The following is a 17,229-nucleotide window of genomic DNA, read 5'->3' as shown; positions in this document are numbered from 1 at the left end:
CTTCCCCTTTTCATCCCTTATTTGGAACATCGAAAGTCCATCTCTGATTAATATAGTACCTTTCATATGTCACAACAGTATGACAAAAAAAGCATCACCAATGTGGTGATGCCCTACTGTGTTTCAAACCATATCGTAAAATGAATATTCATCTCGTTTAAAGTAACTTCATATCTTAAATCATTTTTAGCCAATATATTGGCTACTATTGCCAAGCCCAATCCCGTTCCAGAAATTTCTTTATTTCTCGATTTTTCTATCACATAAAAAGAATCCCATATATTTTGCAAATGTTCTTCTTTTACTATTGTTGTTTTATTTTTTATTTCGAATTTCAAACTGCCGTCAAAATCATTCTCCAATGTTATGACAAAAAAATCTTCTTCCCCATACTTAATGGCGTTGCTAATAAGGTTGTTAAATACAATATCCATTTGTCTTTTATCTGCTTTTACCATGCATTTCTCAGCTGAATCTAAGTGATCGCGAACTTCTATGCCAGCGTTATTCAATAGAGCTTTATAATGGAAAATTAACTTTTGGAGAAACTCTCTTAAATCGAACGTTTCTTTGCTGGCATCCAAGGCTTGCACTTTAGCAAGCATAATTAAATGATCTACCATATCAGATGTATTTTTCACTTGTTCCAAGATAACATTTGTATATGTCCCATCATCTAAGCCATCCATTATGCCGATTGTATAGGCTTGTATTAATGATAACGGTGTCTTCACCTCATGGGATATGTTTGTTACCAATGAATTTAAATTCTGATTTTTCATTTCCAATTGTAAATGGGCATTTTTTAAGCGAGTGCTCATATCATTGATACTGTGAGATAATTCCTCTATTTCATCTCCTGACTTTATATCTACTTGTTTAAAGTTCAAATTGGCAATATCTTTTGCCACACTTTGTAGCTTTTCTAATGGAGTAATGATTTTTTTGGAATAATATGCGACTAACAATAAGATGATGATGATACCGAAAACAATGGAGTAAAAATTTAGTTGATTGATAATTTCCATGGCATCGGTATTATGAACGACAACTGTACCGATTAAAACCAGGTGACCCTCCTGCTCATACAATAAAGTCAGCAAGCTTGACTTTATTTTCCCTTGATTATATAACTGTTTGACAATTTCACCCTCGTTTACCTTTTTTAATGTATCCTCCGTTATCCAAAACTTATTCAATGGAATTTTTTCTTTATATAGACTAAATTGCATAAGCTCATTCAGTTCATCGATATTACTTTTATTTTCGATGATAACGATTGTTACATTGTTAGTAATTTCAGTGGAATTTTCAATTTCCTTTAATTTATTGATACTCAAATCATTTATTTCATCGTAAGTTGATGTGAGTTTTTGCTTCATTTTATACAAATAATAATCAGACAAAAAATAGTTGTTTAATAAATAAGATATACCGAAAACGATAACCATTATTATACTGACCATGGATAATAATTTAGTGCTTATTTTATTGCTCTTTATCATGGAAGCTATACCCCAATCCCCTATGAGTGAGAATGTTGTGAGCCCCAATCTTATCCCGCAATCTATTAATATGCGTGTCGACTGTTCTTTCTTCCCCGATATAACTCATTCCCCATACCATTGATAACAAAGTATCCCTGGACAATATTTGCCCCTTATTTTTATATAAAAATGCCAACAACTCAAATTCTTTTTTGTAAAGGATTACTTCATTACCATTTTTATATACTTTCAGTCTAAGCAAATCGATTTTCAAATCCCTGATCCCTACTATTTTTTCCATACCAAGCATCTTTTTCACTCTTAGAATCAATATTCGCGGGTCAAATGGTTTTCGTATATACTCATCGGCTCCAATATCTAGTGCACTGAATTCATCATCATTAGATGATCTAGCTGTCAGCATCACTACTTTCACCAAGCTCACTTTCTTTATTTCAGAACAGACTTCCATTCCATTTAATTTCGGCATCATCCAATCCAACACAACCAAATCGATTTTATTAGAAAAGAAGAGGTTCAAAGCCTCATCACCATCATAAGCAACATACACATTAAATCCTTCTTTCTCGAAATAAGTCTTCAATATGACTGTCAACCGTTTTTCATCATCAGCTATCAAAATGTTCATTGAAAACTCTCCTTATTCATCCAAAAAAGTGAAACCTTAATATAAGACTTAACTTTCTTTTTATGTTTTATTACAAATAGAAGTTATTTCCCCATTAATTCCTTTTTCAGCACATTCCAAATCGGATTATTTATTTCTATTTCTTCTCGGTTTGGCTTTTCACCATTATCCAACGCCCCCCAGTATTTCCAGTTAGGCGCCTGATTCCCGAGTTGATAATCCATCCCCTCCCAAGTATCTTCACGGAATGCATAAAAGGCCCAATGCCACCCATAATCATTGAAAACTGAAATTAAGTCATCAATATACCTGTCAGAGCCTTCGACCCTACGATTAATACCAAATTCTTCGGCAATAATACGATTATCTGGTATATTATTTTCTTTTGCCCACTTCCTAACAGGTTCTAAAAATTCCTTTAAGGCACTTTTATCAAATGTTTTCACTGTTTGCTGTTCTCCAACTCTCACGGGACCAGGGTATTTATATTTAAAACCTTTTCTTTTATTTTGACTTGTCATTTCATATGGCTCATACATATGGAACGCATATAAAACCTTATCATCCTTAATTGGTTTTAAATATTCAAATGCCCATGGCGTGGCATAAAGACCCGAATTAAGAATAATCGGTGTTTCTTTATCCACAGTTCGAACAGAATGTACAATTGTTTTATACAATTCATTTAAATCTGCTGCTGTATGTTCTACATTGTTATACCACTCCCTATAATCCTCTGTCCAAAAATCATTGAATCCTGTAGCTGTTTCGGGATGTGGTTCATTAATCAAGTTATAACCTACCACAGCCGGATGATCTTTCAATCTCTGTGCAAGATCTCTCCAGAATAAAGCGGATTGTTGATGATATCTAAAATCTTTCCAAATGCGATCATCGTTTTCATAATTGTTAAACTGTCTCCACCGGTTTCCTGGAAGACTGAGTACTGTCAAAACAACCTTAGATCCACGTTCATACGCAGCATCCAAATCTGACTTCAATTTAGAAAAATCTTCCTCATCAATACCTTTGTATTCATCTGCGTTTCCCATTAAAAAATCTCTTTTAGGATGATCATCAGGCTGGTCATTAAACAAAAAGTCATAGTCTTTTGCCCATTTATCGGGAGCCAAACGAATAAATTCAATATTAAACTCATTGGCTGCTTTATAGTTTTCAGGCAAGGATTTGGAATTCATGAAATTCGTTCCTCTTTTCTGTTCATCCCAAAACCCTACTTTACCACTAGAGGTGTCGTCAGCTATTAGTTCTAGCTCCTCCTCTTCCTTCGGAATCATCGTACTGCATCCAGATACGAATAATGCCATCATTGTCAATATAAAGGAAATCAAAATTTTAATGGACTTCATATAATTCTCTCCTAAACGTTATATTTTCTAGCTCTCAATTCAACATTTATTGTAGAAAATGTTTGTTACAGGAATGTCACATTTAAAGAAAGTATGATTTCTCTGGCTGACAAGACATCATTAAAGAATGTTCCGGAACTTATCGGCTGTGAATTATCGAAAACATAAAAAAAATGCAGTGAATACATTTTTTTTATGTATCCACTGCATTTATATAAAAGTTTTTATTTTCATATGATTTCAGATTCCAAAAAGCGATAATTACAGTTCTTTTGAAATATTATTATTCCTTTTCTTTTTCACTAAAAAAATGATGGCAATGATAAAGGCTACTGCGCTATATATCCAGGTATACATAAAGGCAAGGCCCAATCCGATATTCGCATCCATATAATCGTTTTTTAGATGATCTATGGCTAAATATAAAAGCGGTGCAGCTCCAATGATGAATAGGATGACAAAGAGAACATTCTTTTTCGGATTCCTGGTTGATAAAATAATAATGATGAAGGATAGCAAGAGAAACGCTTCTGAAGCTATCGTCAACGTTACCAGATTGCTCATTATAGTTCACTCCTAATCGTGGTTACATAAATGGAATATATTTATCTTCCCTTATATCTATGTTACTTTTCGTTCCTTTTTCATAACTCTTATAATATTTTTAATTTGAATGTTATTATCTTATTAAAAAACCTGAATACCTCCAACAGGAAATGTTGAAGGATTCAGGTTTCTTTTAATTTTTCTTTGATAATTGCAGGGCATTCTTGATGCTTTTCAGTGATTTTGAGCTACCGTACATCAAGACTCCGCCACGATAGATTTTTGCTCCGATTATTCCAAGTAAAACAATGGTTAGAATCAACACTGCAATGCTGATGGCGATTTCCCAGAATGGAACATCAAGCATGCCTACGCGCAAGAACATGATCATAGGCGTGAAAAATGGAATGAATGATGTAATCGTAATATAACTGGCTGACGGATTCCCCAGTCCAAACATCGCAATCATGAAGGCAATGACAACTAACATGGTCATCGGTGAAATCATTTGCTGGACATCTTCAATTTTGCTGACAACGGACCCAAGGCATGCCGCAAGAGTTGCGTACAGAAAATAACCAAGCAAAGCGAAAATGATTGCATAAATGATCGTTGAGATATCGGTGCTGCCGAAACCAAAAAACGAGAAGAATCCTTCATCCATTTCTATCAAGTTTTGTTTAATCGAGAAATAACCCACTCCAAAAAATAAAATCATTTGAGTAAGACTAAGCAAAGCCACCCCCATTATTTTGGCAAACATCTGCGTGACGGGCGGGACACTTGAAATCAGGATTTCCATGACTCGTGATGTTTTTTCAGTGGCTACTTCCATTGCAATCATCGTTGCATACATCAACACACCGAAGTAAATGACAAATAGGAGCACATACACGAGACCGCGCGCTTGATTAAGATCCTCTTCCGTTTTGGCATTTTTCTGAAGCGCAATCGTATCAAATGCTGGCGGCGTATTCAATTGAGCGATTTGCTGCTCTGTCAAATTCAATTCCTTCGCAGTTATTTGACCCTTCAATTGGGTAAGCGCTAAAAGCAAATCATTGCTTACCATGGAATCTGAAATTTGATTCGCTTTATACGTTCCCTTGAAACCGACGCTGTCATCGTTTTCGATTAACAGATACCCAACGATTTCTTCAGCGCTAACCATTTCCTCCGCTTCCTTTTCATCCTTGGCGGATAGTACCGAGAGATCTTCGTTCACACTTGCTACCGCACTCTTATAAGGAGCAAATAAGCGATTTTCAGTCTGATCGATGACGGCAACCTTTTCCTGATCATCACTATCGAATGAATCTATAAGTTTCGAAATATTCGTAAGGACGAGAATCAAGGCCATCATTATGATTGTAGAAATGATGAAGGATTTCGTTTTTAATTTTGATAGATATGTATGGGAAAGGACAATCCAAAATTTATTCATAGACAGCACCTACTTTTTCAATGAAAATATCCGTCAGCGATGGTTCTTCCAATTCGAATTTTCGAACGAAACCCCTTGGAACAAGGTCACGAATCATGTTCTCAGCTACATCTTCACCAGTGACTTGAAGAATTTTCCCTTCCATCGTGTTCTTAACTTTTGTTACACCTGAATAAGTATCCAAGAATGATAAATCAAAATCAGCTTTAATTGACACATTCTTTTTACCAAAAGAACGCTTAATTTCTTTTAATTTACCAGCCACAACGGGGGAACCTTTATGCATGATGCAAAGATGCTCACACATCTCCTCAACATGCTCCATGCGATGGCTCGAGAAAACGATTGTAGTGCCTCCGTCCTTTAAGTCGATGACCGCTTTCTTCAGTATTTCCACATTAACCGGATCCAGCCCACTGAAGGGTTCGTCAAGGATAAGTAATTTAGGTTTATGAATCATGGAGGCGATCAGCTGGATTTTTTGCTGATTTCCCTTTGAAAGCTCTTCAACTCGCTTGTCGATGTACTCGGGGACCATAAATCGATCCAGCCAATACTCCAACTCTTTCAAAGCATCCCGTTTGTTCATCCCTCTTAATCTAGCCAAATACACAATTTGATCACGGACCTTCAGTTTTGGATATAGTCCGCGTTCCTCAGGAAGATAGCCAATCAATGAACTGGTCGTATAATCAATTTTCTTACCTTCCCAGATCACTTCCCCTTCAGTGGGGTCAAGCAGGCCGAGTATCATCCGGAACGTGGTCGTTTTTCCCGCTCCGTTCCCACCTAAAAAACCGAACATTTCTTTCTCGGGAATAGTTAAATCAAGCTGATTGACAGCTGTGAAATCCCCGAACTTTTTCGTAACTTGATTGATTTGTAAAGCCAATGTATAACCTCCTAATATATGATTCTTATTCCATGTTAACGGAAATGTTTTCCAATTTCAACTATCACCAAGGACTAAATAACTCCTTTTCACCTTCGATTATATGCATGTTCCAGAAAAAAATTTCACTATCTAGCCCCTTGAATAAAACAATGGGTACAAACTGCAGTTCCTCGTCATTGAGGTTGTTGTAAGGGTCTTGTTAAATTTAGAGTATGGATATGAATTTTCCATCACCAAAAAAGGGGACTTTTACTCTTGTCCTTTGCTTTAGTAAATTTGGAGTTTTTTTCTACTTATAAAAAGATTCACAAAGAATGGATTGGGTACAATATGAAAAGAACTATTAAGCGTAGTATAAATTGTCAAAAATATTATTATGCAAACAGTAAACTAAATATTTTGAAGCATCAGGAGGAATTAAATGATTAATGAAAAAGTGGCTTTGATATTAGAAGATAAAATTAACGTTATTAAAAGTGATGAAACATCCATTTATTTAGTCGGCCCCATCAAATTACCAGTTAACTTAGAGGGCGAAACAATTATATTCCAATGGTATTGCTGGTTACGATGTGAGAATATGGCAGGTCATTTTTGTGGTGACGGCACTTATAATATAGAAAAGATCATTGAAACTTTAGCCTCTTCAAACTTAGCGGAAATGCAGCAATCAAGTGTGTTACTTTATGGAGATTTTCAAAGCTCCTCCGATGCCCTTATCCGTATGCATAGTATTTGTCATACTGGGGATATATTTGGCAGCAAACGCTGTGATTGTGGCTTTCAATTAAAGCAGGCTATGAAAATGATTGCGACTCATGGATCTGGTGCTTTATTTTATTTAGCGAATCACGAAGGAAGAGGCATCGGATTATTTAGTAAAGCCATGGCTTATGTTCTGCAAGAAAAAGGCTTGGATACGGTGGAAGCGAATTTGGAGCTTGGATTTGTGGATGATGCACGTAACTATGATGACGCCATTCGAGTGTTAAAAAACCTGCGTTCTAATCCAGTGACTCTTATCACCAACAATCCGAGAAAATTAGAAGCCCTTCAAAACTCAGGTGCCAATGTTGCAGGCAGAGTTCCGTTATGGGGAGATATTTCCGAGTTTAATGAAAAATATTTAAAAACTAAAGTCGTACGTTCCGGTCATTTAAAAGATATTAAAAATGAATGACTGATTTGTATCATATGAAATTGGTTATACCCCTGAATAGGTTTATACGAATCCGAATTGTTGGAATAACCAGGGGAACCACAAGAATTGTTGAATGTATCATTTGTCATGGAAATCAAATGTGTAAAAGAATATTTGATAAAAAGTAAGAAAAGATTTTCGATTCGACCAAACTAGTTGTTGAAGAAGGAATTAATTCCATAAAGACATATCTAATACAGAGTTCCTCACAATGTCATTCAATTCAATCGCAGATTTTTGGATGAATTATAAAAAAAGAGGGCATATCCCTCCTCTTTTTATATCATATTTATTTGTTGTTATATACCCTATGTCCAAATAGCTACAAGGTTGATGACCTTACCTTCCTTATTTGCTTATGCTGCTTAGGAATGGGAATCATCCCTATAACAATTGTGGTGGTCCTGCCAAATCGCAGTGATTCCTTGTCATTATTTCTTTATTAAAAATTGGATTGTAGAAATCTTTTAATTGAAGAGGAGCTTGAGTTAAATTAATAAAGAAATCCTTAATGTTTTTCCTAACTCTTCTCTGTTAATTTTGGACTTTTCCATTAATGACAACACGCTTCCCATTTGTAGGTTGCTTTATCACCCTTCCATCCTTGATGTATACAGTGTAAGTATTATTGACTTTAGCATCTAATTTTGCTAGGTCTCCCATTCCTGCTATGATATTTTTGACAGCTTCCTTCTTCAGATTATTCATAAATTGCTTTTTCCATTGTTCCCGTTTGTTTTTTTGTTTATTTTCATCAACCATCAGGATCCCATCCTTCTTGTTTGATTTATGCCTTCTCAGATATTAGTGTATTATTTTTTTATCATCTTGTTACACATATGCTTTTCATTATTGTGTTCTTTTTATAACATAAAATGAATCACCCTTGTGATAACAAGAAAAGAAAATACATAAAAACAGGATGCAACGGAAAGTTGCACCCTGTCTGAAAAAGGGGTTTGCTTCATTTCGAATCAGCATAAATTCTCTGCGATAAACACCTCATCTACATTAGAGTAAATACTGGTATCTACTAGAGTTTACCATCCAAAGCAACCATCCCCTATATCTTAAAAGTATTATCAACTTTCAAAGCATAAATGACAATTATTGAATGAGTTTTCTGCTTTTACGTGCAAGAGAACCATCTCCTTGCTCGAATCGATTTTTTAATGAAGCTTCCAGTAGTTAAGTTAAACGTCTTTAACCGACACCTCATTTACTATATGATGTGAATCATACGTAATCACTAGCCCCTTCTTCTTTATTTATAATGACCATCAGCGGGCAAAATATACTTGGTTGTTAATGAATATCGAGAATTGTTTAAAATCAGGTTATCTCTATATGAATGAAACTTGGTAAATGAACTCATTAGTACTAATTCAATCGATTTTCAGCAAATAAAAAAGGCTGCACCGTCTACACAAATCGAAAAGGAATAAATTATTTTTCACTGCGATTATTTAGGAACTTTTGTAGATGAATAAAAGCCTATAGTGATTCATTAGTTAAGGGTATTTTTATTGGTTCCATTATTTACGGAATGGAATGGGTCTTCTTGGGTATTGTCTTTATTATCAGTTACAGAAGTTTATTTTCATGGTATTTAATTAAAATCCTTCGTAATTTCTATAAATGGCATAAAAAAACTAACGAACCTTTTTAATTAAGTAGCGGAATTAAGCTAAAGGACACAGATAAAATCTACACTAAGCTCGACGCTCGACCGTGGAAAGGGCGGGAAAAGAGCAAAAATAAAAAGGCCGCCAGTCAGTTAGTTTTCACTGACTTTCTGGACAACCCCTTGCATTCTTATTTCATAATTAATAAAGAAACGACAAAGCGAATAACCTCGCTCTGTCCATACCTCAATTATGAAGACTTCATTTGGATTATTGCTATGGTTATTACCATATTGTTGCCAAACGTGATCGGAAAACATTGGCGTATTCCACTTGATTTGTGATTCCAAATTGGGGAATATATTAGCAACCCACGCCAAAATTTCCTCTGTTCGTTCGCAGTGCTCGGGGTTATCGATACCCGCTAAATATTTCGCAAAAACTTCCATGTTGTTCCCTCCTAAAATAAAAATTAGGTCGTTCAGAGAAATTCCTCAAACCATTCGTTTGTAACTTTTTAAACTTCTACAAATAATACACAAACTCCTTCTTCCATAAAACTTCCTTTTACTCGAATAAGAAAAAGCGATCCTTCATTATTGGGAATCGCACCCGTTAGACATAACAATTCATATTAAATACAGCTTTGTAAATCCATTACAATAAACATAAGAAGGCAACTCCCATAAGGGTTAGTTGCCTTCTTTTAAAATGAGCTGCGAGACACATTCAACATGTGTGGACTGCTGATTGTAGAAAAAATAATAAAGTGATGATGTAGCTTTGTTCACCTTACTATAAGCGTATTTTTACGCTTTTGAAATGGCATTTTTTAGATTATCAACCTCTCAAGGAAGATGTAACGGAACTAAAAGTAATGGTACACCTTAATTGATAAATTGTCCGTGAAAAATCGAGTAGGAGGAGGCGCCTAGCCTCCCGGCGGTTCAGTTTAAGTCTGACGTAGTTTTGTATATCGTTCATATAGATTTACTAACCCTTGGTGGTGCCAATAAACATTATTAAGGGTTTTGTCTAGAATAGGACTATGCGCTATGCGCCAATAACCCTTTCTGCTATTTCCCCATTCATACGCTTTTCCAAATGGGGCGCCTAATCCTTTGAGTTTCCTCACTCTCGTTCTTGGCAATTTCCATTGCTTCCATAGGCACATCCTGAGTCTTCTTCGAATCCATGAATCTAAATTCTTCAAAACGTTCGGAGTATCAATGAGGGCGAAATAACCCATCCAACCTCTAAGGTATTGCTTTAACTTATTTATTCGGAGTTTCATGGGTTTCGGTAATTTTCTCGAGGTCATTTCCCTGATTCGTTTCTTTACTCTCTTCACCGTTTGTTTAGCCAGTAGAACCTTCGGGTTCTTCTTTGACTTCGTGAAACTAAAACCGAGAAACGTTCTGTTCCAAGGGCGATCATACTTCGACTTCTCGTAGTTGACCTTTAGCTTCAGTTTATTTTCAATGAAGCTTGAGATATTTCCCATTGCACGTTTGGCGGCTTTTCGTGTCTTCACAAAGATAGTACTGTCATCCGCATACCTTACGAATCGAAGATTGCGTTTCTCTAGTTCTTTATCTAAATCGTCTAACATGATATTAGATAATAAAGGACTTAACGGACCTCCTTGCGGAGTTCCCTCCTCACTTTTATGAAAAAGTCCGCCTATCATAATGCCTGCTTGAAGGAATCTACGAATCAGTTTGAGAACTCGTTTATCTTCAATTTTCCGCTCTAACATTCCCATGAGCTTGTCATGATTCACTTTATCGAAGAACTTCTCCAAGTCCATATCCACTACCCATGTATAACCTTCGGTTATATAGGACTTTGCCTTTCGAACCGCCTGGTGCCCTTGTTTGTTAGGGCGAAAACCATAGCTATTCTCCGAAAAGGTTGAGTCATATATCCTGGTTAATATTTGGGCAATGGCTTGTTGAATGAAACGGTCTAGAACGGTTGGAATACCCAATAGCCGAACTCCGCCGTTTGGTTTCGGGATTTCGATACGACGGACGGGCTTCGGTTGATAGGTACCCTGTAAAAGGGCAGTTTTCATGTTGTACCATTCGGTTGCGAGGTGCGGTCTCAGGTTTTGAACCGGCATTCCATCTACACCATGGCTTCCCTTATTTCTTTCTACACGCTTCAATGCCTGTATTAAGTTTTCCCTCTCTAGTATCTGTTCCATTAACATCGTTGATATCCTTTCTACGTGGATAAATGGTCTATTTGTGCCTTTATCTGCTCCACCCTTTTGAAGTTCCCCGTGTATTCACCACATCTTCCTTCAAATAAGTTCCGTTAGGAATTGTTTGCTTCTTCGCAGATAACGAACGCCTAGTATTCATCCTCCTTAATCTGTTCGGTCCTTCCTTATCTTCTCGAGTAGACAAGTACTATGACCTCTGCTGACTTCTGATGATTCAGCTGTCCATCACTGGACAGGTTACCAAGTGTACTTGGCTGTCATCAGACCTCCCCGGGTAAGAGTGCAATCTTTCCCTCCATCTATCTGCTTCATTTACTCTGTACCACCTTCGGCAGTAAGGACTTTGTTTTGTTTCGCAAACTCATCCAATGATACCTAGCCTTATATGAAGTTCGTGTTCCTCAGACCGAAGGTTTGCCGCTTGCTTCCTTCAGATTCCACGTCACCGTGGACACCCTTGCATTAAGCTAACCACTACTACTGCCTTCATGGTTCGGGACTTTCACCCTATAGATTGCACCCATGCCGGGCGCACGAAAAGGAGCTGCTGATCAGCTCCTGGTAATGAAGTAAAGCACCTGTTAGTTTAACAAGAAAATATAATTAACTCTTGTACAAAGATATCCGTTAATATCTGCTATTTATGTACAGTGAAATAATTATGTACACACAATCAATTAGACGAAAACAAATGTTATATAAGCATATGGATATAATTTCAAATAATGTACATGAACATTTATGGAGATACCTTGAGCTCGGTTATAAAATCATCATCCTCAAAGGGTTGCTCTGTTTTGTGCAAAAGCATTGGAGAAATAAACAAAGTTATCACCTCAAGATAATTGTAGCACTAATATTACAATATTCTCTGAGGTAGATAATGTAAAAGCTAAAGAAAACCTCACTGAGACGTATCAGTACTATGCCTAACATCTACCTATTCCGCACCCTTGTAAAAAAACACCCTCGAAAGGATGCTTTAGCAATTCATTATTTTAAACAAGTAGATGTTTCAGTATTAGTTATATCTTCACTTTATTACATCTACAGCTACAAGATCCTCAAACTTCACCCTAATAATATGCCCCTTATCTTTCTCCAACTCTAAATGAATCAGCTTTGTCAACGGATCTAATCTGTGTATTATTCCCGTATATTCCCAATCAAAACCATCTTCAAAAACAGTAAACTTTACAGTTGAACTAAACTCCATAGCAGTGTGTATCTTGTTCTCAAACTCCTCTAACTGGTATTCATCTAATATTGGCTTTACTTGACGATAATAATCCTTATTTAAGTCTTTAAGCAGTTTAACGTGTTCGGGCAGAAACATCGACGATTGCCACTTTATGTTTCCACGATCTTTAAGCGTCATAAGAACATCTCCATTCATCCTATAACTCATATTATAGAACATAAGTTCTTATTTATGTATAAAAAAAGAAGAGAAAAATTTCCCTTCTTCAAAGTACTCCAGAATTATTATTTTTTAAGACAACAATTCACTGACTTAATAATTGCAACTACTGATAAAACAATTAGAAAGTAACCTATTATAAATTATAAGGGACAACTAATTCTTTTTTTCGATACCTTCTGGAAGGATTACCGAGGAACATTGAACTGGTGTCGTCTAATCTACTTATTATATGACTTTATTGTCACTTTACAATTTAACCTATAATTAGTATTATACGAATACTACCATTGTACATTTAAAAGTCGATCCTTGTTGGCTGAAAACTCCGGATAAAGATCGACTTTTAAGGTATTATTTAATTCTTATAAAATATCATCAGGGATTAAAATGATCGTGGTAATCCTAAAACATGTTGGCCAACATAACTCAATACAAGATTATTAGTAACTGGGGCCACAATAAACAATCGTGCTTCACGAAACTTTCTTTCAATATTATATTCAGTAGCAAAACCGTAGCCACCATATGTAGTCATAGCAGCATTAGCAGCCTTCCAAGTAGCTTCTGTTGCCAAATACTTCGACATATTAGCTTCTGCTCCACAGTTTTCACCTTTGTCGAACATTTCCGCTGCTTTATCTCTCATTAATTGAGCTGCTTGAATCTCCATATAGGACTGGGAAATTGGAAACTGAACTCCTTGATTTTGTCCGATTTGGCGGTCAAATACTACTCTCTCATTTGCGTATTGAACAGATTTATCAATGAAATATAATCCATCGCCAATGCTTTCAGCGGCAATAAGAATTCGTTCTGCATTCATTCCACTAAGTACATAACGAAATCCTTTTCCTTCTTCACCTATTAAATTTTCTTCTGGTATTTCTACATTCTCAAAGAATACTTCTGTTGTGTGATGGTTAATCATTGTGTCTATTGGCCGAATTGTAATATTATCTTTTTGGTCTTTCATATCAAGCAAGAATAAACTTAACCCATCGGTCTTTTTGGCAACCTGTTCCTTAGGTGTGGTTCTTGCTAAAAGTAACATCAAATCTGAATGTTCTGTACGTGAAATCCAAATTTTTTGTCCATTTACAATATATCGATTACCTTTCTTTACCGCTGTAGTCGTGATGCTTGTTGTATCACTACCAGCTGTAGGTTCGGTAATTCCAAATGCTTGAAGGCGGAGTTCACCACTGGCGATTTTAGGGAGGAATCTTTGTTTTTGTTCTTGGTTCCCATGACGAAGTACTGCTCCCATTGTATACATTTGCGCATGCCCTGCACCTGCGTTTCCACCAGATCTGTTCACTTCTTCAAGAATTACGCTAGCTTCCTTCATTCCTAAACCTGCACCGCCATATTCTTCAGGAATAAGAACTGATAACCATCCCTCTTGTGTTAGGGTTTTAATGAATTCTTCTGGATACGCTTTCTTTTCATCTAATTCCTTCCAATATGTTTCAGGGAACTTCGCACAAAGGGATCGAACACTTTTCCGAATTATATCAAGGTCTGTTACTGTACTTGTAGTCATTTTAATTCCTCCTAGTCATCTATAAAATTTTCATTTTGAGAACGATTTCCGATTATTATTTACCTTGCCAAACTGGCTCTCTTTTGTCATTGAATGCCTGGATTCCTTCTAATCTATCTTCAGAATCTGCACATTTATAATAAGCTTGAAGTTCGATCTTTAAAGCGGTGGTTAAATCTACTTGAGAGCCAGCATTCACAGCCATTTTAATCTGTTGAAGAGAAATAGGAGCATTTTTCGCGATATTTTTTACAAATGAAAGCGCTTCCTCTAGATTGTTATCAGTACTGATTACTTTATTAATTAACCCTATCTTCTCAGCTTCTGAGGCAGATATTTGTTTACCACTAAATAGTAATTCTTTCGCTAAACCAGTAGGCACCAATCGTGTTAATAGTTGTGTGCCTCCTATCCCTGGCAAAATTCCAATCTTTACTTCTGGAAAACCTAACTTTACATTAGAGGCAGCAATTCTCATGTCACAACTTAACGCTATTTCAAAGCCGCCACCAAGTGCGTAACCATTGAGTAAAGCTAGCACTGGAAAGGGAAATTCACGAATTAATAATGTTACTTCCTCAAAAATATCATGTTGATTTTTCCAATCTTCTTTTGTCATTCCATTTCTTTCCTTTAGATCAGCCCCGACACAGAAAGCTTTTTCTCCTGAACCTGTTAGTAGTAAAACCCTGCAATCACTTTGTTTTTTCAGCATTTTCAAGCATTCAATCAGATCATTGCCCATTTGTGTATTTAGAGCATTCATAGAATCAGGCCGATCTAAAGTTATGATATATACACCTTGAAGACGATCACTTTTTTCTAAAATGATGGTTTCCCATTGTTTCATATCTTCCAGCTCCTTGTACTATCATTTTTTCGCAGTAATATTGTTTACTAAATCGCTGGAACAGGATATAGTCTGGAACTCTTTCCAGATTTGAGAATTTGTCCAGGCAGCTCATGATCTAATATGCTTCGTAACATCTTGGAAGCTTCCAATAAGTCATCTAAGGAAATATCTGTTTTCAACTGCATCTCTTCTAACATATGAACTACATCTTCTGTGCAAATATTTCCTGTTGCTCCTGGTGCAAACGGACAACCTCCCAGGCCACCCAGTGATGCATCGAAACTACTAATACCCGCCTGGATCCCTCCTAATACGTTTGCCAAACCCATTCCTCTTGTGTTATGAAAATGTAAATTAAAAGGTTGGTTTGGCCATTTTTCCAACACATTTTTAGAAAGATCATAGACCTGTTTTGGGTTTGCCATACCCGTTGTATCTGCTAAAGTAATTACATTCACTCCAGCTTGGATCACGCTCTCGATAATTGAAAAGATGACTTCTTCGTGAATGTCCCCTTCAAATGGGCAACCGAATGTAGTAGCTATAGAACAATCAAGCAATATCTCCTTCTCTTCACAATATTCCTTTATTCTTAAAAATTCTTCTAATGATTGTCTTTTAGTTTTTCTTACATTTTGAAGATTATGAGTATTGCTAGCCGAAAGAACTGTATTCACCCGTTGAACTCCTACTTCTGCTGCAAGAATTACCCCTTTTAAATTAGGAATTAGCGCAATAAAGTCAATATCTTGATGCTTTTCAGATATCAATTCATATAGTTCTCTGGAATTTTTCATTTGAGGTACAAGCTTTGGATGAACAAATGAACCAAATTCAATAGTCTTAACATTTGCATCAATAAGAGCATCTACTAATTTGATTTTTTGTTCGACCGATAATATCCGATCTTCTAATTGAAGCCCATCTCTCAAACCCACTTCATTTATTTGAATACAACCTTGTAGTTTCAACAGCGTATCACTCCTTTTTATTATTTTATATAATAATAGGATACTGGATCCAATTTAATTTGTCTACATATTCGAAATATTTTAACAATTTATTTTGAGTTTTAATTTAACTACTGTGATTTCCCTTTTTCAATCTCTTTTATTTACTGAGTTTAAGCTGTATTTGTATTACCTCACTTGCAATTAACATCTTTTTACTTAAAGTGCGCAAAAAAACCTTATCTTTTGATAAGGTTTAGTCAAGAGAATAAAGGTATACTGTCTTTGAGTTCTATTTTACCTTTTCTTTCTATTCTCCTGCATATTTTTAACCAGTAAATTACCGGTTCGTTTAATATGATTCGACACAAGAACTCCTGCATGTTCTGCGTCATTTCTTTTGATTGCTTCTAAAATCTGTTCATGTTCTTTATTTGATTGATCTATTTGCCCTGACAGCATGGTAGGTGTTTGTTGGGGAAATCCATTCCATAGCTTTTCAATCACACCAATCAATCTTTTCCAGTTACAGTGCTTCATTAATATGGAATGAAATTCTATATTTGCTTTTACAAAGTCTTCTTCCTCATTATTGTTTTTCATTTGCATAGTCAACTTTTCCAATTCGATAATCTCTTCTTCACTTAGCTTATTTGCACTTATACTTACAGCTAACCCTTCAAGCCTTGACCTCATTTCATATATTTCTTCTACATCTTCCACATTCATGGATTTCACGATTGCACCTTTGTGAGGTTCAAGTTGAATTAATCCCTCTGCTTCTAACAATCGTAAAGCTTCTCGTACAGGCATTCTACTTACTCCTAAAGAATTAGCTAGCTCTTCTTGAACTAATCTTTCCCCGGGCTCAAAATTACCATTTAATATCTCTTGTCGTATTACATTCGTTACTTTTAAATGAAGAGTATCACGATCTTCCAATTTTAAATTCAAGTTTTTCTTCAATTATATCAATCCATTCTCGGTGAAATTATCTTATATTTAGAATATCA

At 35.9% G+C, this 17,229-nt stretch carries 15 protein-coding genes; 1 reads left to right on the top strand and 14 read right to left on the bottom strand.

The features are described from left to right. Positions 1-113: 113 nt before the first annotated feature. The 6 genes from QUF78_RS11425 to QUF78_RS11400 form a co-directional block, all read right to left on the bottom strand. Positions 114-1,382 carry a sensor histidine kinase gene (locus QUF78_RS11425; RefSeq protein WP_289324728.1) on the bottom strand — a complete coding sequence of 423 codons (1,269 nt, stop codon included), beginning with the start codon at positions 1,380-1,382 and terminating at the stop codon, positions 114-116. Between the two features lie 106 nt (positions 1,383-1,488). After that, the gene (locus QUF78_RS11420) at positions 1,489-2,136 is read right to left on the bottom strand and encodes a response regulator transcription factor (protein ID WP_289324727.1); all 648 of its coding nucleotides are present in this window, start codon (positions 2,134-2,136) and stop codon (positions 1,489-1,491) included. A gap of 83 nt (positions 2,137-2,219) precedes the next feature. Continuing rightward, positions 2,220-3,434 (bottom strand): glycoside hydrolase family 5 protein, encoded by a 1,215-nt coding sequence (locus QUF78_RS11415; RefSeq protein ID WP_289324726.1) that lies wholly within the window; start codon positions 3,432-3,434, stop codon positions 2,220-2,222. A 333-nt stretch (positions 3,435-3,767) separates the two neighbouring features. Continuing rightward, positions 3,768-4,070, bottom strand: coding sequence for a hypothetical protein (locus QUF78_RS11410; protein ID WP_289324725.1), 303 nt, complete (start codon positions 4,068-4,070; stop codon positions 3,768-3,770). 175 nt (positions 4,071-4,245) lie between these two features. Continuing rightward, positions 4,246-5,496, bottom strand: coding sequence for an ABC transporter permease (locus QUF78_RS11405; protein ID WP_289324724.1), 1,251 nt, complete (start codon positions 5,494-5,496; stop codon positions 4,246-4,248). Beyond that, entirely contained in the window at positions 5,489-6,388 is a 900-nt protein-coding gene (locus tag QUF78_RS11400; protein WP_289324723.1) for an ABC transporter ATP-binding protein, read from the bottom strand. Before QUF78_RS11400 ends, QUF78_RS11405 begins: the two co-directional genes overlap by 8 nt. A 424-nt stretch (positions 6,389-6,812) precedes the next feature. On the opposite strand from QUF78_RS11400, the gene QUF78_RS11395 reads away from it, so the two are divergent. Beyond that, complete coding sequence (locus QUF78_RS11395; protein ID WP_289324722.1) at positions 6,813-7,571, top strand: GTP cyclohydrolase II; 759 nt, start codon at positions 6,813-6,815, stop codon at positions 7,569-7,571. Between the two features lie 555 nt (positions 7,572-8,126). Here the strand turns inward: QUF78_RS11395 and QUF78_RS11390 are convergent. The 8 genes from QUF78_RS11390 to QUF78_RS11355 form a co-directional block, all read right to left on the bottom strand. Beyond that, the gene (locus QUF78_RS11390) at positions 8,127-8,354 is read right to left on the bottom strand and encodes a hypothetical protein (RefSeq protein ID WP_289324721.1); all 228 of its coding nucleotides are present in this window, start codon (positions 8,352-8,354) and stop codon (positions 8,127-8,129) included. A 1,015-nt stretch (positions 8,355-9,369) separates the two neighbouring features. Beyond that, positions 9,370-9,666 carry a hypothetical protein gene (locus tag QUF78_RS11385; RefSeq protein WP_289324720.1) on the bottom strand — a complete coding sequence of 99 codons (297 nt, stop codon included), beginning with the start codon at positions 9,664-9,666 and terminating at the stop codon, positions 9,370-9,372. Between the two features lie 503 nt (positions 9,667-10,169). Then, the gene (ltrA, locus tag QUF78_RS11380) at positions 10,170-11,432 is read right to left on the bottom strand and encodes a group II intron reverse transcriptase/maturase (protein ID WP_289323195.1); all 1,263 of its coding nucleotides are present in this window, start codon (positions 11,430-11,432) and stop codon (positions 10,170-10,172) included. A gap of 1,048 nt (positions 11,433-12,480) precedes the next feature. Further along, positions 12,481-12,825 (bottom strand): YolD-like family protein, encoded by a 345-nt coding sequence (locus QUF78_RS11375; protein ID WP_289324719.1) that lies wholly within the window; start codon positions 12,823-12,825, stop codon positions 12,481-12,483. Between the two features lie 427 nt (positions 12,826-13,252). Next, positions 13,253-14,413 carry an acyl-CoA dehydrogenase family protein gene (locus QUF78_RS11370; protein WP_201225323.1) on the bottom strand — a complete coding sequence of 387 codons (1,161 nt, stop codon included), beginning with the start codon at positions 14,411-14,413 and terminating at the stop codon, positions 13,253-13,255. A 55-nt stretch (positions 14,414-14,468) separates the two neighbouring features. Next, positions 14,469-15,263 carry an enoyl-CoA hydratase/isomerase family protein gene (locus QUF78_RS11365; RefSeq protein WP_056520262.1) on the bottom strand — a complete coding sequence of 265 codons (795 nt, stop codon included), beginning with the start codon at positions 15,261-15,263 and terminating at the stop codon, positions 14,469-14,471. Positions 15,264-15,310: 47 nt separating this feature from the next. Continuing rightward, on the bottom strand, positions 15,311-16,237 hold the full coding sequence (locus QUF78_RS11360; RefSeq protein WP_289324718.1) for a hydroxymethylglutaryl-CoA lyase: 927 nt from the start codon (positions 16,235-16,237) through the stop codon (positions 15,311-15,313). A gap of 276 nt (positions 16,238-16,513) precedes the next feature. After that, entirely contained in the window at positions 16,514-17,158 is a 645-nt protein-coding gene (locus QUF78_RS11355; protein WP_289327296.1) for a GntR family transcriptional regulator, read from the bottom strand. Positions 17,159-17,229 lie beyond the last annotated feature (71 nt).

It is taken from the genome of Peribacillus sp. ACCC06369 (genome assembly GCF_030348945.1).
Classification (GTDB): Bacteria; Bacillota; Bacilli; order Bacillales; family DSM-1321; genus Peribacillus.
This window is presented reverse-complemented; position numbering and strand designations above follow the sequence as displayed.

Coding starts and splice junctions, on each gene's coding strand:
- QUF78_RS11425 (WP_289324728.1), bottom strand. CDS start 1,382: ATGAAGCAAAAACTCACATCAACTTACGATGAAATAAATGATTTGAGT.
- QUF78_RS11420 (WP_289324727.1), bottom strand. CDS start 2,136: ATGAACATTTTGATAGCTGATGATGAAAAACGGTTGACAGTCATATTG.
- QUF78_RS11415 (WP_289324726.1), bottom strand. CDS start 3,434: ATGATTCCGAAGGAAGAGGAGGAGCTAGAACTAATAGCTGACGACACC.
- QUF78_RS11410 (WP_289324725.1), bottom strand. CDS start 4,070: ATGAGCAATCTGGTAACGTTGACGATAGCTTCAGAAGCGTTTCTCTTG.
- QUF78_RS11405 (WP_289324724.1), bottom strand. CDS start 5,496: ATGAATAAATTTTGGATTGTCCTTTCCCATACATATCTATCAAAATTA.
- QUF78_RS11395 (WP_289324722.1), top strand. CDS start 6,813: ATGATTAATGAAAAAGTGGCTTTGATATTAGAAGATAAAATTAACGTT.
- QUF78_RS11390 (WP_289324721.1), bottom strand. CDS start 8,354: ATGGTTGATGAAAATAAACAAAAAAACAAACGGGAACAATGGAAAAAG.
- QUF78_RS11385 (WP_289324720.1), bottom strand. CDS start 9,666: ATGGAAGTTTTTGCGAAATATTTAGCGGGTATCGATAACCCCGAGCAC.
- ltrA (WP_289323195.1), bottom strand. CDS start 11,432: ATGTTAATGGAACAGATACTAGAGAGGGAAAACTTAATACAGGCATTG.
- QUF78_RS11375 (WP_289324719.1), bottom strand. CDS start 12,825: ATGACGCTTAAAGATCGTGGAAACATAAAGTGGCAATCGTCGATGTTT.
- QUF78_RS11370 (WP_201225323.1), bottom strand. CDS start 14,413: ATGACTACAAGTACAGTAACAGACCTTGATATAATTCGGAAAAGTGTT.
- QUF78_RS11365 (WP_056520262.1), bottom strand. CDS start 15,263: ATGAAACAATGGGAAACCATCATTTTAGAAAAAAGTGATCGTCTTCAA.